Origin of the sequence: Streptomyces chengmaiensis, assembly GCF_029846775.1 — a bacterium.
GTDB classification, from domain to species: domain Bacteria; phylum Actinomycetota; class Actinomycetes; order Streptomycetales; family Streptomycetaceae; genus Streptomyces; species Streptomyces chengmaiensis.
This window is the reverse complement of the sequence record NZ_JARWBG010000042.1, coordinates 1-23,851: the sequence shown is the minus strand read 5'-3', so window position 1 is coordinate 23,851 and position 23,851 is coordinate 1. Positions and strand designations below refer to the sequence as shown.

Annotated in this window: 20 protein-coding genes, 2 tRNA genes and 1 pseudogene; 15 read left to right on the top strand and 8 right to left on the bottom strand. The window is 71.2% G+C overall.

The features are described from left to right. The first annotated feature begins 24 nt into the window (after window positions 1–24). Complete coding sequence (locus QCN29_RS27490) at window positions 25–240, top strand: hypothetical protein (RefSeq protein WP_279931567.1); 216 nt, start codon at window positions 25–27, stop codon at window positions 238–240. 26 nt (window positions 241–266) lie between these two features. Here the strand turns inward: QCN29_RS27490 and QCN29_RS27485 are convergent, their stop codons facing one another. Further along, the gene (locus QCN29_RS27485; RefSeq protein WP_279931510.1) at window positions 267–1,643 is read right to left on the bottom strand and encodes an ABC1 kinase family protein; all 1,377 of its coding nucleotides are present in this window, start codon (window positions 1,641–1,643) and stop codon (window positions 267–269) included. Between the two features lie 66 nt (window positions 1,644–1,709). Then, window positions 1,710–2,871: pseudogene (locus QCN29_RS27480) on the bottom strand (ThiF family adenylyltransferase). Window positions 2,872–3,072: 201 nt separating this feature from the next. Here QCN29_RS27480 and QCN29_RS27475 point away from each other — a divergent pair. The 4 genes from QCN29_RS27475 (at window position 3,073) to QCN29_RS27460 (ending at window position 6,903) form a co-directional block, all read left to right on the top strand. Further along, window positions 3,073–3,669, top strand: a complete 597-nt coding sequence (locus QCN29_RS27475) for a M48 metallopeptidase family protein (protein ID WP_279931508.1) — start codon at window positions 3,073–3,075, stop codon at window positions 3,667–3,669. Window positions 3,670–3,777: 108 nt separating this feature from the next. Next, window positions 3,778–5,436: a TerD family protein gene (locus QCN29_RS27470; protein ID WP_279931506.1), complete on the top strand. Its 1,659-nt coding sequence runs from the start codon at window positions 3,778–3,780 to the stop codon at window positions 5,434–5,436. Window positions 5,437–5,450: 14 nt separating this feature from the next. Then, complete coding sequence (locus tag QCN29_RS27465) at window positions 5,451–6,131, top strand: AIM24 family protein (RefSeq protein WP_279931505.1); 681 nt, start codon at window positions 5,451–5,453, stop codon at window positions 6,129–6,131. A 16-nt stretch (window positions 6,132–6,147) separates the two neighbouring features. Further along, the gene (locus QCN29_RS27460; protein WP_279931504.1) at window positions 6,148–6,903 is read left to right on the top strand and encodes an AIM24 family protein; all 756 of its coding nucleotides are present in this window, start codon (window positions 6,148–6,150) and stop codon (window positions 6,901–6,903) included. 194 nt (window positions 6,904–7,097) lie between these two features. On the opposite strand, the gene QCN29_RS27455 is transcribed toward QCN29_RS27460, so the two are convergent. After that, on the bottom strand, window positions 7,098–7,640 hold the full coding sequence (locus tag QCN29_RS27455; protein ID WP_279931503.1) for an NUDIX hydrolase: 543 nt from the start codon (window positions 7,638–7,640) through the stop codon (window positions 7,098–7,100). Further along, window positions 7,637–9,109 (bottom strand): zinc-dependent metalloprotease, encoded by a 1,473-nt coding sequence (locus tag QCN29_RS27450; protein WP_279931502.1) that lies wholly within the window; start codon window positions 9,107–9,109, stop codon window positions 7,637–7,639. The genes QCN29_RS27455 and QCN29_RS27450 overlap by 4 nt, the downstream gene beginning before the upstream one ends. A gap of 198 nt (window positions 9,110–9,307) precedes the next feature. Here QCN29_RS27450 and QCN29_RS27445 point away from each other — a divergent pair, with 198 nt between their 5' ends. The 4 genes from QCN29_RS27445 (at window position 9,308) to QCN29_RS27430 (ending at window position 12,563) form a co-directional block, all read left to right on the top strand. Then, a complete protein-coding gene (locus QCN29_RS27445; RefSeq protein ID WP_279931501.1) occupies window positions 9,308–10,435 on the top strand; it encodes an SDR family oxidoreductase in 1,128 nt (375 codons plus the stop codon). Window positions 10,436–10,548: 113 nt separating this feature from the next. Beyond that, window positions 10,549–11,010, top strand: a complete 462-nt coding sequence (locus QCN29_RS27440; RefSeq protein WP_240134854.1) for a molybdenum cofactor biosynthesis protein MoaE — start codon at window positions 10,549–10,551, stop codon at window positions 11,008–11,010. Window positions 11,011–11,161: 151 nt separating this feature from the next. Then, a complete protein-coding gene (locus tag QCN29_RS27435; RefSeq protein WP_240134856.1) occupies window positions 11,162–11,332 on the top strand; it encodes a hypothetical protein in 171 nt (56 codons plus the stop codon). A gap of 142 nt (window positions 11,333–11,474) precedes the next feature. Next, window positions 11,475–12,563: a YlbL family protein gene (locus tag QCN29_RS27430; protein ID WP_279931499.1), complete on the top strand. Its 1,089-nt coding sequence runs from the start codon at window positions 11,475–11,477 to the stop codon at window positions 12,561–12,563. Between the two features lie 330 nt (window positions 12,564–12,893). Here QCN29_RS27430 and QCN29_RS27425 read toward each other — a convergent pair whose 3' ends face one another. Then, window positions 12,894–13,451 carry a PPA1309 family protein gene (locus QCN29_RS27425; RefSeq protein ID WP_279931497.1) on the bottom strand — a complete coding sequence of 186 codons (558 nt, stop codon included), beginning with the start codon at window positions 13,449–13,451 and terminating at the stop codon, window positions 12,894–12,896. Window positions 13,452–13,587: 136 nt separating this feature from the next. Between QCN29_RS27425 and QCN29_RS27420 the strand changes: the two genes are divergently transcribed. The 4 genes from QCN29_RS27420 to QCN29_RS27405 all read left to right on the top strand — a co-directional run bounded on the left by QCN29_RS27420 (window position 13,588) and on the right by QCN29_RS27405 (window position 19,440). Continuing rightward, window positions 13,588–16,473 carry a UPF0182 family membrane protein gene (locus QCN29_RS27420; protein WP_279931562.1) on the top strand — a complete coding sequence of 962 codons (2,886 nt, stop codon included), beginning with the start codon at window positions 13,588–13,590 and terminating at the stop codon, window positions 16,471–16,473. An 80-nt stretch (window positions 16,474–16,553) separates the two neighbouring features. Next, a tRNA-Met gene (locus tag QCN29_RS27415) sits at window positions 16,554–16,627 on the top strand. Between the two features lie 215 nt (window positions 16,628–16,842). Further along, window positions 16,843–19,218 carry a sel1 repeat family protein gene (locus QCN29_RS27410; protein ID WP_279931496.1) on the top strand — a complete coding sequence of 792 codons (2,376 nt, stop codon included), beginning with the start codon at window positions 16,843–16,845 and terminating at the stop codon, window positions 19,216–19,218. A 148-nt stretch (window positions 19,219–19,366) separates the two neighbouring features. After that, window positions 19,367–19,440 (top strand) — tRNA-Met (locus QCN29_RS27405). 278 nt (window positions 19,441–19,718) lie between these two features. Here the strand turns inward: QCN29_RS27405 and QCN29_RS27400 are convergent. Continuing rightward, complete coding sequence (locus QCN29_RS27400) at window positions 19,719–20,135, bottom strand: Fur family transcriptional regulator (protein ID WP_240134862.1); 417 nt, start codon at window positions 20,133–20,135, stop codon at window positions 19,719–19,721. Between the two features lie 137 nt (window positions 20,136–20,272). Between QCN29_RS27400 and QCN29_RS27395 the strand changes: the two genes are divergently transcribed. After that, on the top strand, window positions 20,273–21,724 hold the full coding sequence (locus QCN29_RS27395; protein ID WP_279931494.1) for a catalase: 1,452 nt from the start codon (window positions 20,273–20,275) through the stop codon (window positions 21,722–21,724). A gap of 98 nt (window positions 21,725–21,822) precedes the next feature. On the opposite strand, the gene QCN29_RS27390 is transcribed toward QCN29_RS27395, so the two are convergent. Further along, window positions 21,823–22,236: a CBS domain-containing protein gene (locus QCN29_RS27390; protein ID WP_240134869.1), complete on the bottom strand. Its 414-nt coding sequence runs from the start codon at window positions 22,234–22,236 to the stop codon at window positions 21,823–21,825. Window positions 22,237–22,409: 173 nt separating this feature from the next. Further along, window positions 22,410–23,210 (bottom strand): histidinol-phosphatase, encoded by an 801-nt coding sequence (gene hisN, locus QCN29_RS27385; protein WP_279931493.1) that lies wholly within the window; start codon window positions 23,208–23,210, stop codon window positions 22,410–22,412. Between the two features lie 142 nt (window positions 23,211–23,352). Between hisN and QCN29_RS27380 the strand changes: the two genes are divergently transcribed. Beyond that, window positions 23,353–23,851, top strand: a 499-nt coding sequence (locus QCN29_RS27380; RefSeq protein WP_279931491.1) for a TetR/AcrR family transcriptional regulator, incomplete at its 3' end; no start/stop codon positions are given.

Sequence of the window (23,851 nt, the reverse complement as noted above, 5' to 3'; positions counted from 1 at the left end):
CGTCCGCAGAGTTATCGTCACGTGGTGGACCAGCACCAGCCCCCCGACTCCGCAAGACCAGAGGCCGCAAGACCCGACTCCGAGCCCGTCATCTGCTCCCGCTGCGGCAAGCGCGCCGCTGCCGCGCCTTTGACCTGGACCTGTTCCGTGGAGAACGGCGTCCGCCGCTATTTCTGCGACGACTGCGCCCGCGCCAACATCAGATCCATCGAAGGACGTCTCGACTCTGCATGGTGGTGAGCCGCCGGAGCCCCGCCGCCACGCTGTCAGGCCTGGGCCTCGGCCGCCGGAGCGGCAGGGGCCCCGGCCGCCGCGGACGGGAGGAATCCCGGGACCCAGGACTCCAGTTCGTCCCTGAGGCGGACCGTCGCGTTCAGCTGGCAGAGCACCCCGATCGTGCTCAGGGTCACCCGGTGTATCAGCAGGTACGACGGGGGCAGATTGAGCTGCTTGCCGAGCTGATGCGCGGGGGAGCGGACATCGGCTATCCGGGCTGCCTGGGAGCGCATCCAGGCGCGGGTGAAGGTGAACTCCTCCACCTGCGCGGGCTCGATGATCGGCAGCAGATAGTCCAGAACCGCATCCGGGTCGAGGTCGATGGACTCCTTGACGAAACCCTCCTCGCACAGCAGGGCATAGACCTCCTCCGCCTTGCCCTCCAGGGTCATGCGCAGGCAGTCGCCGATCGTCTGGGGCAGGCCCCCGGGCAGCCGGTCGACGGTGCCGAAGTCGAGCACTCCCAGCCGCCATCCCTCGCCGCCGTCCTCCGGGGGCAGAAGGCGGAAGTTCCCGGGGTGGGGGTCCGCGTGCAGCAGGCGCGTGCGGGCCGGGCCCGAGAAGAGGAAGCGGGCGAGGAGCTGGCCCGCACGGTCCCGCTGGTCCGGGGCTCCGTCGGCGATCACCTCGGCCAGCGGTATGCCGTCGATCCACTCCGTGACCAGCACCTGGTCGGACTGGTGCACCACATCGGGGACCAGGACGTCCGGATCGTCGGCGAAGGTCGCGGCATGCTCCCGCTGAGCCTGTGCCTCCAGTTCATAGTCGAGTTCCTCGGTCACCCGGTCACGGAGCTCGGCGATCAGCGGCTTGATGTCCATGCCCGGGATCAGCGGTCCCAGCAGCCGGGCGAAGCGGCCGAGCTGGCTCAGATCTGACAGCAGGGCCTCACCCGCTCCGGGATACTGCACCTTCACCGCGACCTCCCGCCCGTCGTGCCAGACGGCGCGGTGGACCTGGCCTATGGACGCGGCTGCCGCGGGCTTGTCCTCGAAACTGAGGAACAGCTCCCGCCACCGTTCGCCGAGCCGCTCCTCGAGCACCGTGTGCACGGTGCGTGTCGGCATCGGGGGCGCGGCGTCCTGAAGCTTCGTCAGCGCGGCACGGTAAGGGCCCGCCAGCTCCTCCGGGAGGGCCGACTCGAACACCGACATGGCCTGGCCGAACTTCATCGCGCCCCCCTTCAGTTCGCCGAGGACCTTGAACAGCTGCTCGGCCGTGCGCTGTTGCAGCTCACGTGCGACGATCTCCGCCGACTTGCCTCCGATCCGCCTGCCCAGCCCCCAGGTCGCCCGCCCGGCGAAACCCAGGGGCAGCGCGGCCAGCTTGGCGGTCCGGGTGACCGCCTTCCGGGGAAGATCAGACATGCGCCCCTCCAAATCCCAGACAGCCCGTGCCGCATATGCCCTACGGGGTTGCTCCGTTGACGGCGGTTACCCGGACATTGTGTCGTGCTGCGGCCTCCCGCCCGAGGTGTGCTCCCTCACTGTCGCCTCCGGCACTGCAGCCGCAGTCGAGTCGAGGAGCGATCCGCTCGGCTCGCCATTGCAGCAGCGGCAACGATGTCTCCCACCGCGTGCCGATGCTGGCCGGTGACTCCCCGTCAAGAAATGCCAGGGCATGAGCGGCGGCCAGGCCCGCGACCGCCGTGGCCAGCGCCACATCGCAGGACTGCGCAACCCTGCGGCGTCCCGAACGCCACTGCGCCAGCAGCCTCGGTCGTCCTGGGTCGCCCTGCCCCCTGCCGAGTTCCAGACACCCGGCGCAGGCGGTCCCGCCCGGCAGCACCAGCGGGCCCACCACGCCCGTGGCCTCCACCACCCCCGCGTACAGATGCGGCGTGCCGGCGGCCACCCACGGCTCCGCCGTGGCGGGCTCCGGGACGTAGGCCGCCAGTCCGTCGCGGGGCGCGACGACGATCAGTCCGAGGCCCGGTTCGCCCGCGGCGGCGCCCGGACAATCCCCCGAAGCGCCAGGGCCTGCGGTGCGGGGACGACGGCCGGGCGCGCAGCGCCCCACGAGCCGACGCGCCGAGACGTCCCGGCGCTGGCCCACCGCCTCCTCGGGCAGCCCTCCGGGTGCGACGTCCGACGGCTCGGCGCAGCCGCCGTCCAGCACCTCGACCCGCCCCACCCCGGCGGCCGACAGCACCGACGCCACCGTGGCGCCGACCCTGCCCGCACCCCGCACCTGAACGCGCATGGCCCGGCGGGCGGTCAGCCGCCGTATCCCCGCGCCCGGCTCGGGGTGGACCACGGTGAGCGACGCCAGATCGGGCCGCAGCCGCTCCAGCGCGCCCTCCTCCAGACGCCGCCCTGCCGCCCCGCGCCGGCCCCCGGCCATGGTGTCGTCGAGCAGGCCGGCGGCGGCCAGCCGGACCAGCAGGGCGTCCGCCTGCCCGTCGGGCAGGCCCATCGCCCGTGCCTCCTCCCGCAGCAGCGGCAGCCCCCGTGTCCCGTCGAGCAGTTCCAGAAACGCGCCGGTCGCGGTGTCCACCGGACCGAGCGTCACGGCATGTGCGGGTGTGACCCCGAACTGCACGGACTGCCGCTCCCGCCACGCCCGTCGCAATGCAGGCTTGACCAACGGATGCATATATCCGTCCCCCGTCTTGATCGTCTTGCTTCCCGCCGCTGCGGCGTGTGTCGGCAGAATGCCCGTCCGCGGCAGGGCGTGTGAAAAGTTATCCACAGGCGAGGGGTATTAGTCGTTCAAATGGTGCGCACATGGAGTGGATCAAGCGCGAACCGTTCCGTAGACGGGACTTCCGCCGCTGGCAGCGGGTAACGTCAAGGCGTGCCCGCCGACCCCCTGCACAGCGCCGAGAGCCAGCAGCGCAGTCCGACGAACCGCCCGTCCCGCGGATCGGGGACGAGTGCGGTCGAGGTCCGCAGGAGTACCCGGCGCAGCAGAACGGTCTCCGCCTATCGCGAGGGCGACCGCACCATCGTGCTCATCCCGGCGCGGATGTCCGAGGCCGAAGAGCAGCGCTGGGTCGGTGTGATGCTGGACAAGCTGGCAGCCCAGGAGAGCAAGAACATCCTGGGCGACGCCGAACTGGCCGAGCGTGCGGAACGGTTGTCGGAGCAGTACTTCGACGGCCGCGCCCGGCCCGCGTCCGTGCGGTGGGTGACAAACCAGAACACCCGCTGGGGTTCCTGCACCCCCGCGGAAGGCAGCATCAGGCTGTCGCACCGGCTCCAGGGGATGCCCGAGTACGTCATCGACTATGTGCTCGTCCATGAGCTGGCGCATCTGCTGGTGCCCGGGCACGGCCCGCGTTTCTGGCGGCTGCTGGAGGCCTATCCGCGTACCGAGCGCGCCCGCGGCTACCTGGAGGGAGTCGTCGCCGCGGAGCGGTTGCCGCATGTGCCGTCCGCACGCGGAGAGTGATCGTCAACAGTCCTGTACCGAATGTGTACCGGCTTGGCTCGATGTCGTCCACAGCCGTTAGCCTGTCGCGACGCATTCACATTCTGGGATGGGGGACGGTCGTTACGCATGGCCAGGGAATTCCAACGCGGCCACAAGGCCAAGATCAGTGATCTCACGTCGGGAACGGATCTGTACGTGGGTGTGCAGATCGCCGCTCCCGGGCTGACCTTCGACATCAGCTGCTTCGGTCTCGACGCGGACGAGCGGCTCTCCGACGACCGTTACTTCATCTTCTTCAACCAGCCGAAATCGCCTGAGGAGTCCATTCAGCTGCTGGGCCCGCAGGCCGGTGACACGGAGTCGTTCCGGGTCACGCTGGACCGCGTTCCGGCTTCGGTCCAGAGGCTGTCGTTCACCGCGACGATCGACGGGGCGGGGCAGATGTCCCAGATCGGCCCCGGGTATCTCCGCGTCGTCGCGGGCGGCGAGGAGATCGCTCGGTACGCGTTCGACGGCTCGGAGTTCTCCACCGAACGCGCGGTGATGCTGGGCGACTTCTACCTGAAGGACGTGTGGCGGTTCGCCGCCGTCGGGCAGGGCTTCGACGGCGGCCTGGAGGCTCTGCTGAAGAACTTCGGCGGCGAGGTCGCCGAGGAGGAGCCGACGGCCGCGCAGCCGCAGACCGGTGCGCCGCCCGCCTTCGCCCCGCCCGCGGAGCCCGCCGCCCCGCCGCCGTTCGCCCCGCCGTCTGCGCCCCAGCCGCACACGGCACAACCCCAGACGCCGCAACCCCAGACGGCCGCACCGCCGCCCCCTGCTCCGCAGCCGTACCAGGCGCCCCCGGCACCTCAAGCGCCCCAGCCGGCACCGGCTTTCGGTGCGCCGGCCGCACAGCCTCCCGCCCCGCCCGCCGCCCCGCAGACGCACTCCGCACCGACGGTCGCGGCCCCGATGGCCGCCCCGATGGCCCCGCCGACCGCACCCGCGCCCGCCCCCTACGGCCAGATTCCGGGCCAGGGCCAGCCGGTCCCGGCTCCGGCGCCGTACGGCCAGCAGCCTCCTGCCCCGTACGGCGGGCCGCCCGTTCCCGGGACCCCGCAGACGCCGGCCGTCCCGCAGGCCGGCGCGGGTCTGGAGGCGGCTCTCCAGCCGTACCGGGAGAAGCCCACGGGGCAGCGCTGGACCCCGCAGAACCAGCAGCTCATGCGGGTCGACCTCACCATGGGCGGCATGCCCGTCCTCGCTCGCCAGGGCAGCATGGTGATGTACCAGGGCAAGGTCGACTTCAGCTACAAGGGCGCGGGCTTCACCGGCCGCATCGTGGGCAACGCCACCGGCCAGGAGATGCAGCTGATGCGCTGCACCGGCCGCGGCCAGGTCTTCCTCGCCGAGAACGGCGCGCAACTGCACCCCATCGAGCTCCAGGGCGACGGCATCTGCGTCTCCGCGGAGAACGTCCTCGCCTTTGACGAGTCGCTGCACCATGAGGTCCGCCGGATCGAGGGCCACGGCATCCCGGGCGGTGCGCTGTTCACCATGATGTTCCAGGGGACGGGCACGGTCGTCGTGAAGACCCAGGGCGTCCCGGTGGTGCTGCCCGTCACACCGACGACCTTCGCCGACGCCAACGCCGTCGTCGCCTGGTCCGCGGCCTCCCAGGTGATCCTCTCCAGTCAGGTCAGACTGCGCCGCAACGCCTACCCCGGGCACAGCGGGGAGACCGTCAACCTCCAGTTCCGGGGCGCTCCCGGGAACTTCATCGTCGTTCAGCCGTACGAGGTCTGAGGGAGCCCGAAGATATGAACCAGCAGCTCGCGGGCTTCGCCCCCGCCCCCGTCACGGCCCGTATGGAGAACCACGGCAGCACCATGCTCAAGGTCGCCATGGCTTCCGGCCAGGACCTGTACGCCCGCACCGGGTCGATGGTGTCCTACGAGGGCTTCGTCCAGTACGAGCCCAACCCGCCCGCCGTCCGCCAGATCGCCGCCCAGTGGGTGACGGGCGAAGGCGCGCCGATCATGAAGTGCTCGGGGGACGGGCTCCTCTACCTCGCCGACTACGGCGCGGACATCGTCGTCGTCAACCTCGCCAACGACTCCATCTCCGTCAACGGCTCCAATGTGCTCGCCTTCGACGCACACCTCCAGTGGGGCGTCGAAAAGGTCAAGGGTCTGGCCAAGTTCGCCGGACAGGGCCTGTGGAACGTGCAGATCGGCGGCACCGGCTGGGTCGCCCTGACCTCCCGGGGCACTCCCATCGTGGTCGACTGCGGCCGCGGCGACGACGAGACGTATGTCGACCCCGACGCGCTCGTCGCCTGGTCCCCGAACCTGAAGGTGAAGGGCAAGCGCAGCTTCAAGGCGTCCTCGCTCATCGGGCGGGGCAGCGGAGAGGCCTACCAGATGGCCTTCTCGGGCCAGGGCATCGTCGTCGTACAGCCCAGCGAGGACAGCACCGACCGCCTGCGGATCCGGCACTGAGGGGGAGCCACACACCATGCAGAGTCCGCTTTTCAACCATGCCGAGCAGCAGTCCCAGGAGCGGTACACCGTGCAGAACCCGCAGCTGCTGCGGGTTGCGCTCACCGGCCATGACGACATCCTCGCCCGCAAGGGATCGATGGTGGCCTACCAGGGGCTCGTCGACTTCGACGGCGAGTACCAGTCGAGCAGCCAGCGCCGCGCCCGCGCCCACACCGGCGAGGGCCTGGATCTGATGCGCTGCTCCGGGCAGGGCACCGTCTACTTCGCCAACCTCGCGCAGCACATCCATGTCGTGGACGTCGACCACGAGGGGCTGACCGTCGACAGCGCCTATGTGCTGGCGCTTGACTCCACGCTGAACACCGAGGTCATCGCGGTGGACAGCCAGTACGGAATCTCCGGGTCCGGCAAGTACCAGCTCAATGTCTCCGGGCGCGGCAAGGTCGCGCTGATGACCTCGGGCCAGCCGCTGATGATGCAGGTCACGCCCGAGAAGTACGTCAGCGTCGACGCGGACGCCATCGTCGCCTGGTCCTCCGGGCTGCGGGTGCAGATGCAGGCCCAGACGCACTCCTCCGGTGTGCTGCGGCGGCGCGGCAACACGGGGGAGGGCTGGGAGCTCAGCTTCCTGGGCCAGGGCTTCGCCCTCGTGCAGCCCAGCGAGGTGATGCCCCCGCAGAACGCCGCGATCGGGCAGGGGCTGCGCGCCCAGTACGGCGTGGGCCAGCACGGCGCCCATGCGCAGAACCAGAACAACGTCTGGGGCTGAGCGTTCCGCATGGAAGTGCCGCGATGGGCCGTCGAGGGTGTGCGGTCCGTCGCGGTCGGCCGCGCCCACGCGGCACAGCCGCATATCGATACGGCTCCGCGCTCCTTCGGGGGCTGCCGAGCTGCACCGGACTCTGCCGGACCCGCTGAGCCAGGGGCGCATGGGTAAGGGCCGGCCGCCCGGGCGACCGCCCCTTACCCACGCCTCTCGTCGTCTTCTGGCCGGAGTCGTTCGCGGGTGCGCTGCATCAGACGCACCACCGACTCGTCGGCCACGTCCGCCACCTCGGCATAGCCGAACCAGCGCAGATCCAGCGACTCGTCGCTGATGGCCTCCACCGCCCCTGCCGGAGCCAGCGCCGCGTACTGGACGTCCAGATGCCAGGCGCACGGCGTCTGATGGCGGTCGAGTCGGACCGGCCCGCCCGGCAGCAGAGCGAGCCCCTCGATGCCGGACTCCTCCACGCCCTCCCGCAGCGCTGCCGCCGCGAGGGTCGCGTCGTCCGGCTCGCAGTGGCCGCCCATCTGCAGCCATTTCCTGATCTTCCCGTGGAGCGTCAGCAGCACCCGTTCCCGCGCAGGGTCGACGACCAGGGCGCTCGCCGTGATGTGGCCCGCCCCGCAGGCCTTCCACATGCCGTCCGGGTGCTCCGCGAGATGGTCCAGATACAGCCGGCGCAGCTCCTGCTGGTCCTCATACGCCTTCAGTACGAGGACGGCGTCATCGTGCAGGCTCACTTGTCGGTCTCGTCCTCGCCCCGGTTCTCCTCGCCCGGATTCTTCTCGCCCCGGTTCTCCTCGCGCCGGTCCTCGTCCTTCGGGCGGGGCCCGCTCGCCGCCTCGCCGAGCATCTTGTCCAGCTCGGAGAAGTCGATCTGCTCGCGGTGCACAAAGCCGTCCGGGTCGTCCAGGTCCGTCGCCGTGGGCAGCATGTCCGGGTGCTCCCACAGCCCGTCCCGGCCGTCGACCCCGCGCGCGTCGGTGAGCGAGGCCCACAGCCTCGATGCGTCCCGCAGACGGCGCGGCCGCAGCGTCAGACCGATCAGCGTGGCGAAGGTCTGCTCCGCGGGCCCCCCGCTGGCACGGCGGCGGCGCAGTGTCTCGCGCAGGGCGTTCGCCGCGGTCAGCCGGGATGCGGCGGCCTCGTGCACCACCGCGTCCACCCAGCCTTCCACCAGGGCCAGCGCGGTCTCCAGGCGGGCCAGGGCGGCCTTCTGCTCCGGGGTGTCCTCCGGCTGGAACATGCCCTGCTGCAGCGCCTCCTGCAGCTGCTCCGGGTGCGTCGGGTCGAACTGGCCGACCACGTCCTCCAGCTTGCCGGTGTCGACCTTGATCCCGCGCGCATAGCCCTCGACGGCGCCGAACAGATGCGACCGCAGCCAGGGCACATGGGCGAAGAGGCGCTGGTGGGCGGCCTCGCGCAGGGCGAGATACAGCCGCACCTCCTCCCGCGGCACACCCAGGTCCTTGCCCAGCGCGTCCACGTTCAGCGGCAGCAGCGCGGCCTGGCCGGCCGGGCCCAGGGGGAGTCCGACGTCGGTCGAGCCGACCACCTCGCCCGCCAGGACGCCGACCGCCTGGCCGATCTGCTGCCCGAACATCGCGCCGCCCATCGACCGCATCATGCCGATCAGCGGGCCGGCCATGGCCTTCATCTCCTCCGGCAGCACATCGCCCATGGCGACGCCGACCCGCTCGGCGACCGGGTCGACCAGCTGCTGCCAGGCGGGGAGTGTTGCCTCGACCCACTCCGCGCGGCTCCACGCCACGGCCGTGCTCGCCCCGGAGGGCAGGGACGTCACACCGTCCAGCCACACGTCCGCAAGGCGCAGCGCCTCCTCGACGGCCGCCCGGTCGGCGGGGCCGACGCTGACGTCCTTCGTGCCGTCCGGCGTGCCCTGGGAGACCGTCTGGCGGGCGATCTGCTTGGCCATGTCCCAGTTCACGGGTCCGCCCTCGTAGCTCAGCATCTGGCCGAGCTGCTGGAAGGCGGCGCCCAGATCCTGGGGGCCCATGGAGCCGAACATCGCGGCGAACGGATTGTCACCGCCCGCGCCGCCCGGCATGCCGAAGCCGAAGGGGTTGCCCGGACCGCCGCTCTGGCCGCCGGAACCCTGCCCACCTCCGGCGGGGTCCTTCTTCTTGCCCTCGTCGCCGTTCTCCGGCTCCTCCGGCGGAAGGCCGAATCCGAATGGGGTGTCACTCACGGGTTTCCTCGGCTCGTAGGGCCGCCGACTTCCTGCCGGCGGCGAATGCCCGACAACACCACCCAGCGTAGACATCCGGGCCGCATCCGGGCTCGGTGCTCCACCGACTGCCGGCCTGCGGCAGGATGGACGCACCCGGTACGCACGCGCCGTGCGCGTCGGTACTTCGGTACTGAAGACAACCGCTGGAGACGCCTGGTGAGTTCCCCAGATCCGCAGGTTCGCGCAGCGCGAAACCGCTCAACCCCGGCCGACGGCCGCAGTCCCGCAGGCCGCGGCCCCGTCGTCGCGGTCACCGGCGCCTCGTCCGGCGTCGGTGACCTGCTGGTGCGGCGGCTTGCCGACTGTGACGAGATCAAGCAGGTCATCGCCATCGACGAGCGTCGCGGCGAGGTCACGGAGGCGCAGTGGCACATCCTCGACGTCCGTGACCCGGCCATCGCCGAGAAGCTGCGCGGGGCCGACGTCGTGGTCCACCTGGCCCTCGACCTGGACCTGGAGACCGATCCGGCCGCCCGTACCGCGTACAACGTACGCGGCACGCAGACCGTGCTGACCGCCGCGGCGGCCGCCGGAGTGCACCGGGTCGTCCTGTGCACGTCGGCGATGGTCTACGGGGCGCTGCCCGACAACGACATCCCGCTCTCCGAGGACGCGGAGCTGCGCGCCACCGCCGAGGCCACCGGCGTCGGCGATCTCCTGGAGATCGAGCGGCTCGCCCGGCGTGCGCCGCGCGCCCACCCGGGGCTGAACGTCACCGTGGTCCGCCCCGCCGTCCTGGTGGGCGGCACGGACACGGCACTGACCCGCTACTTTGAGTCGCCGCGCCTCCTGGTGGTGGCCGGCTCCCGTCCCACCTGGCAGTTCTGCCATATCGAGGACCTGGTCAGCGCGCTCGAGTACGCCGCTCTGGAGAAGGTGGAAGGGGAACTCGCGGTCGGCTGCGACGGCTGGCTGGAGCAGGAGGAGGTGGAGGAGCTCAGCGGCATCCGCCGCATGGAGCTGCCGTCCGCCGTCGCCCTGGGGGCCGCCACCCGGCTGCACCGGATCGGGCTCACCCCGTCCCCCGCCGGGGATCTCGCGTACACCATGCATCCCTGGGTCGTCAGCGTCAGCCGGCTGCACGACGCGGGCTGGCGTCCGCAGTGGACGAACGAGGAGGTCCTGGCCGCGCTGCTGGAGGAGGCGGCGGGACGGCACACCGTCGCGGGCCGCAGGCTCGGCCGCAAGGACGCCACCGCGGCGGGCGCCGCCGGTGCGACCGTGGCCCTGCTCGGCACCGCCGCCCTGGTGCGCAGGGCCCGCAAGGCGCGCCGCAGGCTGTGACGCGGCGCGCCCGACACGCCGGCACGGCGCTGTAGGAGGCTCCAACCGGGGCCTCGGCCGGCCGGTGGAAACGGGTATTCCGCGCTGTCGGCGGCGTACGGCACGATGGTCATATGGCACGCAGGAACGATCACCCCGGAGAACAGGCGGCGCAGGACCCGATCAGGCTGGTCGCGATCCGCGACACCCCGCTCTCCGTCGACGAGGTCTTCACGGCCGTCGGCGACGACGCGGCGGGCGGGACGGCGCTCTTCGTCGGCACGGTGCGCAGCCATGACGGCGGCGCGGACGTGGACAAGCTGGGCTACTCCTGCCATCCCACGGCCGAAGCCGAGATGCGGCGGATCGCGGAGGAGGTCGCCGCCCGGTTCCCGGTGCGGGCGCTCGCCGCCGTCCACCGGGTGGGCGACCTCGCCGTGGGGGACCTGGCCGTCGTCGTGGCCGTGTCCTGCCCGCACCGGGGGGAGGCGTTCGAGGCCTGCCGCAAGCTGATCGACGACCTCAAGCACCAAGTGCCGATCTGGAAGCACCAGACGTTCTCGGACGGCACGGAGGAGTGGGTCGGGGCCTGCTGAGCAAGGGGTCCCGGGGGACATGAGGCTGAAAGCTTTCGACCGTATCCGCCCCGATTTGCGTAACCGCACACCCGCGACGAGCGTTGAACTGGCAGACGACTAATCTGCTGATCACTCGGTTGCTTTCACTAGCGTGGTGAGGGAGGTTGCGATGGGTGTGCTCGCCTGGTTGTTGATTCCGCTGTTCGCCGTCGTCTGCGCCGGCATATGGGGAAGCTGGGCCGCGCGGGACCGTACGTCCGGTGATGTGGCGGAGCTCGCCGGGTATGCCCGGTTCCGCGATGCAATGGACAAATCAGGCTCACAGACCGACGTCGTGTGAGCCGGGCCGCGGGCCGAGGCGCGCACGGGCGCGGGGCGCACGCCCGTGAACCGGCGCATGGTCCGCTCCGCAGTCCGGTTCCGGAGCCCGGACGGACTGATCCGGGCGGTGCGCCGACAGGTCTGTCCCGTACTGTCGTTCCATGCCACGCCGCACAGCGACGATGCTCGCCTCCACACTCGCTTTCATCGCGCTGCTCTGTGTCGGCGTGTTTCTGCCTGTGCCGTACTCCGAGATGTCGCCCGGCCCCACCGTGAACACCCTCGGCTCGACGGACGGCGAGCAGGTGCTCGAGATCTCCGGCCGCGAGACCTATCCGACAAGCGGCAATCTCAACATGACGACCGTCCGGGTCACCGGCGCCGACTACCGCATGAACCTCGTCGAGGCGATCTACGGCTGGCTGGCCCACGACAACGTCGTGGTGCCGCACGACACGCTCTACCCCGACGGGCAGACGGAGGAAGAGTCCACGCAGGAGAACGCCGAGGAGTTCACCCAGTCGCAGGAGAGCGCCAAGGTGGCGGCGCTGGAGCAGCTGAACATTCCGGTGGCCTCGCGCGTGGTGGTCTCCTCCGTCCTCAAGGACTCTCCCGCGGAGAAGCGGCTGCACGCCGGTGATGTGATCCGCGAGGTGGACGGCACGGCGGTGAAGGAGCCCGGCGATGTCGCGAACCTCGTCGTGAAGCACCAGCCGGGCGAAGACGTCGTCTTCACGATCGTCCCGGCCGACGAGGCGGCGGCCGCGGAGAAGGCGGGCCGCGAACCCACGGTCACCCGGAAGGTCACGGTCCCCACGGTGAAGGCCCGGGAGGACGACCGGGCGATCGTCGGGATCCACGCCGGGACCGACCACACCTTCCCGTTCACCGTCGACATCAATCTCGCCGACGTGGGCGGGCCGAGCGCGGGGCTGATGTTCGCCCTCGGGATCATCGACAAGCTCACCCCGGGCGCCATGACCGGCGGCACGTTCGTGGCTGGCACCGGGACCATCGACGACGACGGGAAGGTCGGGCCGATCGGCGGCATCGAGATGAAGCTCGTCGGCGCGCGGAACGCGGGCGCGGAGTACTTCCTGACCCCCGCCGACAACTGCGCGTCGGCGGCGTCCGACACCCCGGACGGGCTGACCCTGGTCAAGGTCGACACCATCGCGGACGCGACGAAGTCCCTGGAGAAGATCCGTGAGGGGGACATCGAGGAGCTGCCGAGCTGCGAGGTGGGCTGACGGCGTCGCGACGGGGCGGCGAACCGTTTCTGCGGGGGTGGACCTGCCCCCGCCCCGCTTCCCGACCGGGAGGAAAGTCCCCGGAACTCCTTCGGAGCGGGCCTCGGGCCTGCCGCACCGGGTCCCGGCGGGCGGCAGGCTTCGCATCGCCGGACCCCGCACGGCCTTCGGCCGTGCCCTCGACCCCCCGGACTTCTCCCCCCAGCCGCCGCTGGGAGGCGCCCCAGCAGGGCCCCGGACGGGCTGTGTTCTCCAGCCCGTCCGGGTTCTCCAGCCCGTCCGGCGTTTGAGGCGCGGGGTCCGGGGCGGAGCCCCGGGAACGGTTCGGCGCTACGCCTCGAAGGTCGCCGCCAGGGCCTCCGCCAGGCCCGGGACCAGGTCCGCGCCGGTGAGGACCTCCGTCGAGGTGTCCTTCTCGCGCAGACGGAGCGCGGACTCGCGGGTGCCGTCCCGCAGGACCGCCACTGTCATCCGGACCTCCTTGCGGTCTGGATGCTCGGCGACCCAGCGGGCGAGGGCCTCCTCGTCGAGGCCCTCGGGCACGGAGGTCTCCGCGGACGGCGGGAGCATCAGCCGCTCCACGGTCAGCGCGCAGCCGGCCACCGCGTCGGGCCAGGCGATGGTGGCGAGGAATTCGTCCAGCGGCTTGCCGGGCGGGATCTCGTCCTGCTCGATCGGGGTCAGCGGGGCCGCCTCCGCATCGTCGTCGAGGCCGAGCTGGGCGGCCAGCGACGGTTCCTGGGCGCGCAGCTGCGCGGTGTCGACCAGGGCGAAGAGCCGGGCCGGCTGGTCCCAGCCGAGCCCGGATGCGTACTCGTCGATCTCGAGCACGGCGCGGGTGAGGGGGCTCGCGGCCATCGGGGGGCCTGAGGAGGAAACGTTGGACATGGTCAATATCCTGCCTGGTTCGGGCCCGGGGTCGGGAACTAGGTAAAGCCTTAGTAAGTTGCATCAGTGGGCTCTACGATCGCGGGGCCCGATTCACACGACCGCGAACTTCGAGGTGCGCACGTTGGCTTTCCAGATGCCGGACCGCGGCGGAGGCCCGACCGGGCCACGGATGAGAGTGGGCCGTCCCTCCCGGCGTGTCCGCACCCTGCTCATGACACTGGGCGTCCTGGCCGTGCTGGCCATGGCGTTCGTCATGTTCGCCGGGTTCTGGACCGACTGGCTGTGGTACCGCTCTGTCAAGTACTCCTCCGTCTTCACCACGACTCTGTGGACCAAGATCGGCCTGTTCGCCGTCTTCGGGCTGCTGATGGCGGCGGCGGTCGGGCTGAACATCTGGCTCGCCCACCGGCTGCGCCCGCCGCTGAGCGCGATGTCGCTGGAGCAGCAGAGCCTGGACCGCTACCGGATGAGCATCGCCCCGTACAAGAAGTGGGTGCTGATCGGGGTCACCGCCCTGGTCGGGCTGATCGCCGGAGCGTCCGCCACCGGCCAGTGGCGCACCTGGATGATGTGGATCAACGGCGTGCCCTTCGGCACGAAGGACCCGCAGTTCCAGCTGGACGTCTCCTTCTACGCCTTTGAGCTGCCCTGGTACCGCTTCCTGCTGGGCTTCGGCTTCGCGGCCACCGTGCTGTCGCTGCTCGCCGCCGCTCTGACGCACTACCTGTACGGGGGGCTGCGCATCACCAGCCCCGGTGCGCGGGCGACGGCCGCGGCCACCGGCCATCTGTCGGTGCTGCTCGGCGTCTTCGTCTCGCTCAAGGCCGTCGCCTACTGGCTCGACCGGTACGGTCTCGCGGTGAAGTCCAGCGACTTCAAGGCGACGGGCAACTGGACCGGTCTGCGCTATGTGGACGCCAACGCCTATCTGCCGGCGAAGACGATCCTCTTCTGCATCGCCGTGATCTGCGCGCTGCTGTTCTTCGCCACGCTGTGGCGGCGCACCTGGCAGCTTCCGGTGATCGGCTTCGGCCTGATGGTGCTCTCCGCGATCCTCATCGGCGGGCTCTACCCGGCGATCGTGCAGAAGTTCCAGGTCCAGCCGAACGAGCAGGCCAAGGAAGCGGAGTACATCCGCAAGAACATCGCCGCCACGCGCGAGGCGTACGGCATCGAAGGCGCCAAGATCACCGACTACGGGGGCAAGGGCGACGCCGAGGCCGAGGACGGCGCGAAGCTCCGCAAGGACGCCAACGCCGCGGCCAGCTACCGCATGATGGACCCCAATGTGGTCTCGCCCGCCTTCCAGCAGCTCCAGCAGCGCCGCAACTACTACACGTTCCCCGCGACGCTGGACGTCGACCGCTACAAGACGGAAGACGGCAAGACGCAGGACACGGTCGTCGGTCTGCGTGAGCTCGACATCACGGGCATCCCCAAGCGGAACTGGATCAACGACCACTTCACCTACACGCACGGCTACGGCGCGATCGCCGCGGACGGCACGGGCACCGGCAAGGAGCCGGCCGGCTCGCCGCTGTTCACCGAGTCCGGGCTGCCGTCCAGCGGTCAGTTCGGCGAGTACGAGCAGCGGATCTACTACGGCGAGAAGACCACGCAGTACTCGATCGTGGGCGGCCCCCAGAAGGAGCTGGACTACGAGGAGGACGGCGAGCGCACCACCAGCTACGAGGGCGACAGCGGCGTCGCGCTGGACAACCCGCTGAACCGCGCCGCGTACGCGGTCTCCTTCAGCGAGCCGCAGATCCTCTACTCCGGAGCCATCGGCGACGGCTCGCGGATCCTGTACAACCGCACGCCCAAGGAGCGGGTGGAGGCCGTCGCGCCCTGGCTGACCATCGACGGCGACGCCTACCCGGCCGTCATCGACGGCCGGGTCCAGTGGATCATCGACGCGTACACCACGACCAACGGCTACCCCTACGCCTCCCGTACGACGCTGGGGGACACCACGGCCGACTCGCTGACCGACACCCAGCGCGCGGTGGTCGCCCAGCAGAACCAGGTCAACTACATCCGGAACTCGGTCAAGGCCACCGTCGACGCCTACGACGGCACGGTGAAGCTGTACGAGTGGGACACCGAGGACCCGGTGCTCAAGACGTGGATGAAGGCGTTCCCGGGCACGGTCGAGCCGAAGAGCGAGATCAAGCCGAGCCTGAAGGCCCATCTGCGCTATCCGCAGGACATGTTCAAGGTCCAGCGGGAGCTGCTGACCCGGTACCACGTCACCGACCCCGCCCAGTTCTACAGCGGCAGTGACGCCTGGCAGGTGCCGGACGACCCGACGACCAAGGACAAGGAGTCGGTCCCGCCGTACTACCTGAGCCTGCGGATGCCGGGCGACGACGCGCAGAAGTTCTCGCTGACCACCACGTTCACACCCAATGGACGCCCCAACCTCGGCGCGTTCATGGCCGTGGACGCCGACGCCGACAGCGAGACCTACGGGTCGATAAGGCTGTTGAAGGTCAGCGAGACCGTCAAGGGTCCGCAGCAGGTGCAGAGTGAGCTCAACGGTCTGCCGGAGGTCGCGGAGTTCGTCCGCAACCTGCGGGGCACCGACTCCGACATCGAGTACGGAAACCTGCTGACGGTGCCGCTCGGCAAGGGCTTCCTCTATGTCGAGCCGGTCTATGCGCGAGGCGGTACGCAGAAGCTGCCGCTGCTGCGCATGGTGGGCGCATCCTACGGCGAGAAGATCGTCTTCAAGCAGAGCCTGTCCGAGGCGCTGAACGCGGTGTTCGGCGTGGAGGACAGCGAGGAGACGCCGCCGAGCACCGAGCAGCCGCCGGGCGAGGAGCAGCCCGAGCAGCCGCCGGCCACCGGTGACGCCGCGCTGAAGGCCGCCATCGCGGATGCGCAGAAGGCGTACGACGAGGCGCAGGCGGCGCTGGAGAAGGACCCGACGGACTGGCAGGCCTACGGCAAGGCGCAGGCGGATCTGGAGGCCGCGCTGCGCCGGGCCGCGGAGGCCCAGGGACGGCAGCAGGAGTAGCGCGCCGGCGGTTCCCCCCGCCGCGGCCCAGGTCGTGGCAGGGGGAACCGCACCGCCGTGATACGGTTGCTGCACAACGGCGCGGGGTGGAGCAGCTCGGTAGCTCGCTGGGCTCATAACCCAGAGGTCGCAGGTTCAAATCCTGTCCCCGCTACTCGAAGAAGAGGGCCCGGATCCTTCAGGATCCGGGCCCTCTTCGTGCCTGTGTGTTCGCGCATGTGTACTGCGCGCTGAGAACTGCGTGGCGATGGAGGCGAGTTGGAGCCGGACGTGTTTGACTTATCTCTCTGTGGGCATGTCGACAAAACGCTGAAGTGACCTCACTGGCTGCGGTATACCGGGTGTACGCAGGTTGCAGGTGGTGCGACGATGGAATTTATGGGGGACAGGGCAACTCTGTTGGAGACGGAGCGGTTTGCACAGCCGCATGCCGGGAGCGCCGTGAACGCCGTGGACGCGGTGATCACAGTCGACGTGCCCGACCGCATGGATGACAACGTTGACGCTGCCGTCACAGCCGTAACTGCTGAAGCCTCGGACGTCTCAGGCGTCTCCGACATCCCCGAGCTGACCGCGGGACTGGCCGCAGCGGCCGCCTTCCCGTCGTCCGTGTGCGAGGGGGGCGAGCCGGACACCGAGGGCACGGAAAGCATCGACGCCGCGGAAGCAGTGGAGAAGGCGGGGTTTGAGGCCCGGCACCGGCGCGCCGCGGAGGCCGGGGACGCCGCGTCGATGAGCGTGCTCGGCGCACTGCTGCTGCGCCGCGGAGACCTCGACGGCGCGGAGCCCCATCTGCGCGCGGCCACCGCGGAGGGGGACCGGGCCGCCGCCAACAACCTGGGCGTACTGCTGCACCAGCGCGGCTATCCGGACGAGGCCGCCGGCTGGTGGCGCATTGCGGCGGTCGCCGGATCGGCTGCGGCGGCGCACGCCCTGGGGCGGCACTACCGGGAGCGCGGCGACGAGCCCGCCGCAGAGTACTGGCTGCGGCAGTCCGCGGAGCAGGGGCACGCGCTCGGTGCGTACGCCCTCGCCGACCTGCTGGAGCACCGCAGCGACGTCGGCGCGGAGCGCTGGCTTCGAGCGGCCGCGGAACAGGGGCACCGGGAGGCCGCCTACCGGCTGGCCCGCGCCCTGGAGCGCCGGGCGGCGGACGAGATCCGCCGCAGCGGCGACGCCGGCCTGCTCCGCGGCGAGCCTGCCACGGGCGCCCGCCTGCCCGCCCAGGGGGCGCGGCCGGAGGCCGCCGCATCCCGGGACAAAGGCCCGCGCGCCGGTGCGGGATCCCCGCCGGACGCGGCGGGGGAGCCCGGCCGGGCCGCCCGGCGGGAGACGGGCGCATCCGGCCGCGAGCCCCGCGTTCCGTACGGCACGGAGAGCCGGGCCGTAAGCGTGCCCCGCGCCCGGCGGGGTGACGCCGGCGGCCGGCAGGACCGGGCGGACCGCACGGCCGCCCGGGCGGACCGGACCGATCAGACGGGCCGGGCGGTACGGGCGCCCCGGGCGGAGGAGAGCGCCGACGGCGAGCGGCCGAGCGAGCTGGCCGAGGCCGAGCAGTGGTACCGGCAGGCCGCCGCGCGCGGGCACCGGCGGGCGGCGCTGCACCTCGGGGCGATCCTCGAGCGGCGCGGCGAGCTCAAGGAGGCCGGCCAGTGGTACCTCAGCGCGGCCAAGGACGGCGAGGCCCGCGCCGCGTGCGCCCTCGGCTTCCTGCTGAAGGACGCCGGAGACGAGGAGAGCGCCGCCGTCTGGTGGCTGCGCGCCGCCCAGGACGGGGACGGCAACGCCGCCAACGCCCTCGGGGCCCTGCACGCCGCCCGCGGCGAGCAGCAGACCGCCGAGCGCTGGTACCGCGCCGCGATGGACGCGGGCGACGTCAACGGCGCCTACAACCTGGGCCTGCTCTGCGCCGCCCAGGACCGGCTGTCGCAGGCCGAGCAGTGGTACCGGCGGGCCGCCTACGCGGGGCACCGCGAGGCCGCCAACGCCCTGGCCGTCCTGCTGCTCCAGGCCGGGGACGCGGTCGGAGCCGAGCCGTGGTTCTCCAAGGCGGCCGAAGCCGGCAGCGTCGACGCCGCCTTCAACCTGGGCATCCTGTACGTCGGCCGGGACGACGACAGGACCGCGCTGCGCTGGTACGAGCGGGCCGCGGCCGCCGGGCACACCGAGGCCGCGCTGCAGGTCGGCATCGCCCAGCTCAGAGACGGAGACGAGCAGTCCGCCGAGGGCCATCTGCGGCTGGCGGCGGGCAGCGGCAGCGCCGAGGCCGCCTTCCGGCTGGCAGCCCTGCTCGATGCCCGGCAGCCGCCGCCCGGCCCGCCCGCGCTGGGTGAGCCGGTGGCCGAGAAGAGCGAGTGCGAGGAGTGGTACGAGCGCGCGGCGGAGCAGGGGCACCGGCGCGCGCAGGTCCGCGTCGGCATGCTCGCCGCCGCCCGCGGCGACGCCTCCGAGGCGGCCCGCTGGTACCGGGAGGCCGCGGAGGCGGGCAGCCGCAGCGGCGCGTTCAACCTCGGGCTGCTGCTCGCCCGCGAGGGCGGCGAACGCGAGGCCGCCCTGTGGTGGACGCGCGCCGCCCGCGCCGGCCACGGCCGCGCCGCCCTGCGACTGGCGCTCCTCGCCGCCCGCCGCGGCGAACTCAAGGACGGCCAGCGCTGGTGCGCCCGCGCCGTCGAGCTGGGCCCGGCGGAGGTCGCCGAGCGAGCGGCCCGGCTGCGGGAGGCGCTGCTCCAGGAGCTCACGGCGTAAGGGGTGCAGGGCGGATGTGCCCCCGGACACCCCTGCCGTGGCGGTCCGCCGGGAATGGATTTGCTCTGGTCGTCGTGGTCACGTAGTGTTGTGTTNCGGGAATGGATTTGCTCTGGTCGTCGTGGTCACGTAGTGTTGTGTTCACCGACGCGGGGTGGAGCAGCTCGGTAGCTCGCTGGGCTCATAACCCAGAGGTCGCAGGTTCAAATCCTGTCCCCGCTACTGAATCGAAGGCCCGGATCCTCAAGGATCCGGGCCTTCGTCATTTCTGCTTATTCGCTTGTCCGTATATCTGCGTGCGGGACATCTGTGTGCAGGCGTGCCCGATGTCTGCGTCCGGGCAGGCAGCCCTCGCAGCCCGCAGCCCGCAGCCCGCAGCCCGCAGCCCGCAGCCCCGCGCACCTGGCACGCCGCTTGTGTCCGCAGCCGAAGGCCCCGGCCCCTGAATCCGCTTCAGGGGCCGGGGCCTTGGCGCCTAGTCGAGGCCCGGCGTCGGAGCGTCAGGCCGATGCGCAGTTCGGGCATGTGCCCCGGTAGGTCACCTCGACATCGGAGACCGTGAAGCCGAAGCGCTCCGCGTCCGGGAGGTCGGCCAGCGGGTTGCCCAGGGGGTGCACATCCCGGATCGCGCCGCACTGGCCGCACACGAGGTGGTGGTGGGGGCGGTGGGCGTTCGGGTCGTACCGCTTGGCGCGGCGGTCCGTGGAAACCTCCAGGACCTCGCCCAGGCTGACCAGCTCACCGAGCGTGTTGTAGACCGTCGCGCGGGAGATCTCGGGCAGTCGCTCCACGGCCCGCGCGTGCACCTCGTCGGCCGTCAGATGGACATGGTCGCCGTCGAGGACCTCGGCCACGACACGCCGCTGGGCGGTCATGCGCCAGCCGCGTCCGCGAAGTCGTTCCAACAGGTCACTCATAGGGACCAGCCTAACAGCGGCGGGACCTGGGTCAGGTCCCGAACGGATATGACTTTGGATGTTCATTTGACTTGGACTAAGTCCATTGTAGGATCGAGTGCAGCACAAGCGAGGGACAGGACACCCAGGAGGCGTACGTGACGCAGGGACCGCTCACCACGGAGGCCGGCGCGCCGGTCGCCGACAACCAGAACAGCGAGACGGCGGGCGTCGGCGGTCCTGTTCTGGTCCAGGACCAGTTGCTGCTGGAGAAGCTCGCGCACTTCAACCGCGAGCGCATCCCGGAGCGCATCGTGCACGCGCGCGGCGCCGGCGCATACGGCACGTTCACCGTGACCGCGGACGTCACGCCCTACACACGCGCCGCGTTCCTCTCCGAGATCGGCAAGCAGACCGAGGTCTTCCTGCGCTTCTCCACGGTCGCGGGCAATCTGGGCGCCGCGGACGCGGTGCGCGACCCGCGCGGCTTCGCGCTGAAGTTCTACACCGAGGAGGGCAACTACGACCTCGTCGGCAACAACACCCCGGTGTTCTTCATCAAGGACGCCGTCAAGTTCCCGGACTTCATCCACACCCAGAAGCGCGACCCGTACACGGGCAGCCAGGAGGCGGACAACGTCTGGGACTTCTGGGGGCTCAGCCCGGAGAGCACCCACCAGGTGACCTGGCTGTTCGGCGACCGCGGCATCCCCGCCTCGTACCGCCACATGAACGGCTACGGCTCGCACACCTTCCAGTGGAACAACGAGGCAGGCGAGGTCTTCTGGGTCAAGTACCACTTCAAGACCGACCAGGGCATCGAGAACCTCACCCAGGCCGAGGCCGACGTGCTCGCCGGCAAGGACCCCGACTCGCACCAGCGCGACCTGCGCGAGGCCATCGAGCGCGGTGAGTTCCCGACCTGGACCGTGCAGGTGCAGATCATGCCCGCGGCCGACGCGGCGGAGTACCGCTTCAACCCGTTCGACCTCACCAAGGTGTGGCCGCACGAGGACTACCCGCCGATCGAGATCGGCAAGCTGGAGCTCAACCGCAACCCGGAGAACATCTTCGCCGAGGTCGAGCAGTCCGTCTTCTCGCCCGCCCACTTCGTGCCGGGCATCGGACCGTCGCCGGACAAGATGCTCCAGGGCCGTCTCTTCGCCTACGGCGACGCACACCGCTACCGGGTCGGAATCAACGCCGACCATCTGCCGGTGAACCGCCCGCACGCCACCGAGGCGCGGACCCACGGCCGGGACGGCGTGATGTACGACGGCCGCCACGGCCGGGCGAAGAACTACGAGCCGAACAGCTTCGGCGGCCCGTTCCAGACGGACAGGCCGCTGTGGCAGCCGGTCGCCGTCACCGGCGCCACCGGTGACCAGGCGGCCCCGTCGCATGCCGAGGACGACGACTTCGTGCAGGCGGGCAACCTCTACCGGCTGATGTCCGAGGACGAGAAGACCCGTCTGGTCGAGAACCTGTCCGGGTTCATCGCCAAGGTGTCGCGCGACGACATCGCCGAGCGCGCGGTAGACAACTTCCGCCGGGCGGACGGAGACTTCGGCAAGCGGCTCGAGGCCGCGGTCCAGGCCCTGCGCGGCTGAGGGCGCTTGCCGTGGAAGGGCGCGGGCCGGACCCCTGTCCAGGGGGTCCGGCCCGTTGCCGTGCCGTGCGGCGCAGTGCCGTGCCCGGGGTCGGGGGGTCAGGCCGGGATCTGGTCCGCCAGCGGCGCCGGATGGCGGCGGGCCGGGGCCCAGCAGCGGATGATGTCGCGTACGGAGACGATGCCGACGGGACCTGCCCCGTCCAGCACGATCAGATGGCGGAACCCGCCGTGCGCCATGGCCTCGGCGGCCTCCTCCAGGGTCCAGGAAGGCGCGGCGAAGACGACGTCGGGCGTGGTGTGGGCGCCTGCTGTCTCCAGGTCCGGGTCCAGGCCGGAGCCCACCGCGTTGAGAATGTCGCGCTCGGTCAGAATGCCGAGCCCGCCCGCGTCCGAGTCGAGGACGACGGCCGCGCCGACCCGGCGTGCGGCCATCAGGCGGGCTGACTGGCGGAGAGTGTGTGTGGGTCCGATGGTGAGGACCACCGTGCTCATGGCGTCACGGACGAGCATGGATGGAGCCACCTCCTCGGTGGATCGGCCGATTCGATCGCTTCGAGAACCGATTCACAAGTTCACAAGTGGGGGGACTCTCAGAGTCGCAGTCCTGCGGGGCGGCGGCAAGGGGGCGCGCGACGCCGATCTCCGGCGCGCGGCGGCGTGCCGGCCGCGACGGAACGCGGAAGTCAGGACCGCTGGTTGAGATAGCCCAGCAGTTCGTCGTGGAGCAGCCCGTTCGACGCGGCCGCGTTGCCGCTGTGCGGGCCGCGGCGGCCGTCCAGGCCGGTGAAGGCGCCGCCCGCCTCCTGTACGACGATCGCGTTCGCCGCCATGTCCCACAGCGACAGCTCCGGCTCCGCGCAGATGTCCACCGACCCCTCAGCGACCATCATGTACGGCCAGAAGTCGCCGTACCCCCGGGTGCGCCAGCAGGCGCGGGTCAGATCCAGGAACCCGTCCAGCCGGCCCCGCTCCTCCCAGCCGCTGAGCGAGGAGTACGCGAAGGAGGCGTCCGAGATGCTCTGCACCCGCGACACGTGCATCCGCGTCGCCGACGTCAGGCTGCGCCCCGTGTACGCCCCGCCCCCGGCCACCGCCCACCAGCGGCGGCCCAGCGCGGGGGCGGAGACCACGCCCACCACGGGCTGGTAGTCCTCCTCGTCCTCCACCATCAGGGAGATCAGCGTCGCCCACACCGGGACGCCCCGGACGTAGTTCTTGGTGCCGTCGATCGGGTCGATCACCCAGCGGCGCGGCCCCGTGCCCTCGATGCCGTACTCCTCGCCGAGGATCGCGTCGCGCGGCCGTGCCCGCTGGAGCTGTCCGCGGATCAGCTCCTCCGCCGCCTTGTCGGCCTCGCTCACCGGAGTCATGTCCGGCTTGGTCTCGACCTTGAGGTCCAGCGCCTTGAACCGCTCCATCGTGGCGGCGTCGGCGGCATCCGCGAGAACATGGGCGAAACGCAGATCATCGTGGTAGTCGGGCATGGCCGTCACTCTATCGACACGGCCCCTGACCGGTGACGGCAGTCTTGACAGCGCGTGGCGGCGCGTCAACGCTGAGCCGAGAACCGTCGGCGACGCACAGGCGGGTGCGGACGGCGACCCGCTCCGGCCCGGGGAGGCGACGATGCCCACGGCGCGAGAGTCCCTGCTGAACGCCGCCTTCCGGGCGCTGTCCGAGCTGCCCTGGTCCGCCGTCCGCATGGTCGACGTCGCCTCCGCCGCGGGAGTGTCACGGCAGACCCTCTACAACGAGTTCGGCAGCAAGGAGGGGCTTGCCCGCGCGCTCGTCCGCAAGGAGGCGGACGTGTTTCTGCACGGTGTCGACCGCGTGCTCACTGCGGGCAGCGGCAGCGGCAGCGGCGGCGTAAGTGAAAGCGGCAGCGGCGGCGGCGCCGAGGCGGCGTGCCGGGGGTCGGCCGACACGCTGGCCTCGGTCGCCGAGTGGACGGTGGACATGGCGCGCGCCCGGCCCTTGCTGCGCGCGCTGCTCACCGGCTGCTGGAGCGACCGGCTGCCCGCGCCCCGGCCCGCCCGGGGGGACGCCGCCCGCTCCGGCGTCCCCGCCCAGCGGCGTGCCGACGGCCCGCTGCCGGCCCCGGCGGAGCTGCTCGCGGCGGTGCGCG

Bases quoted from the DNA above. Each gene is read 5' to 3' on its own strand.
- QCN29_RS27465 (WP_279931505.1), top strand. From the start codon at position 5,451: ATGAACCAGCAGCTCGCGGGCTTCGCCCCCGCCCCCGTCACGGCCCGT.
- QCN29_RS27400 (WP_240134862.1), bottom strand. From the start codon at position 20,135: ATGAGTGACCTGTTGGAACGACTTCGCGGACGCGGCTGGCGCATGACC.
- QCN29_RS27390 (WP_240134869.1), bottom strand. From the start codon at position 22,236: ATGCTCGTCCGTGACGCCATGAGCACGGTGGTCCTCACCATCGGACCC.
- QCN29_RS27470 (WP_279931506.1), top strand. From the start codon at position 3,778: ATGGCCAGGGAATTCCAACGCGGCCACAAGGCCAAGATCAGTGATCTC.
- QCN29_RS27430 (WP_279931499.1), top strand. From the start codon at position 11,475: ATGCCACGCCGCACAGCGACGATGCTCGCCTCCACACTCGCTTTCATC.
- QCN29_RS27410 (WP_279931496.1), top strand. From the start codon at position 16,843: ATGGAATTTATGGGGGACAGGGCAACTCTGTTGGAGACGGAGCGGTTT.
- QCN29_RS27435 (WP_240134856.1), top strand. From the start codon at position 11,162: ATGGGTGTGCTCGCCTGGTTGTTGATTCCGCTGTTCGCCGTCGTCTGC.
- QCN29_RS27440 (WP_240134854.1), top strand. From the start codon at position 10,549: ATGGCACGCAGGAACGATCACCCCGGAGAACAGGCGGCGCAGGACCCG.
- QCN29_RS27420 (WP_279931562.1), top strand. From the start codon at position 13,588: ATGCCGGACCGCGGCGGAGGCCCGACCGGGCCACGGATGAGAGTGGGC.
- hisN (WP_279931493.1), bottom strand. From the start codon at position 23,210: ATGCCCGACTACCACGATGATCTGCGTTTCGCCCATGTTCTCGCGGAT.
- QCN29_RS27425 (WP_279931497.1), bottom strand. From the start codon at position 13,451: ATGTCCAACGTTTCCTCCTCAGGCCCCCCGATGGCCGCGAGCCCCCTC.
- QCN29_RS27460 (WP_279931504.1), top strand. From the start codon at position 6,148: ATGCAGAGTCCGCTTTTCAACCATGCCGAGCAGCAGTCCCAGGAGCGG.
- QCN29_RS27485 (WP_279931510.1), bottom strand. From the start codon at position 1,643: ATGTCTGATCTTCCCCGGAAGGCGGTCACCCGGACCGCCAAGCTGGCC.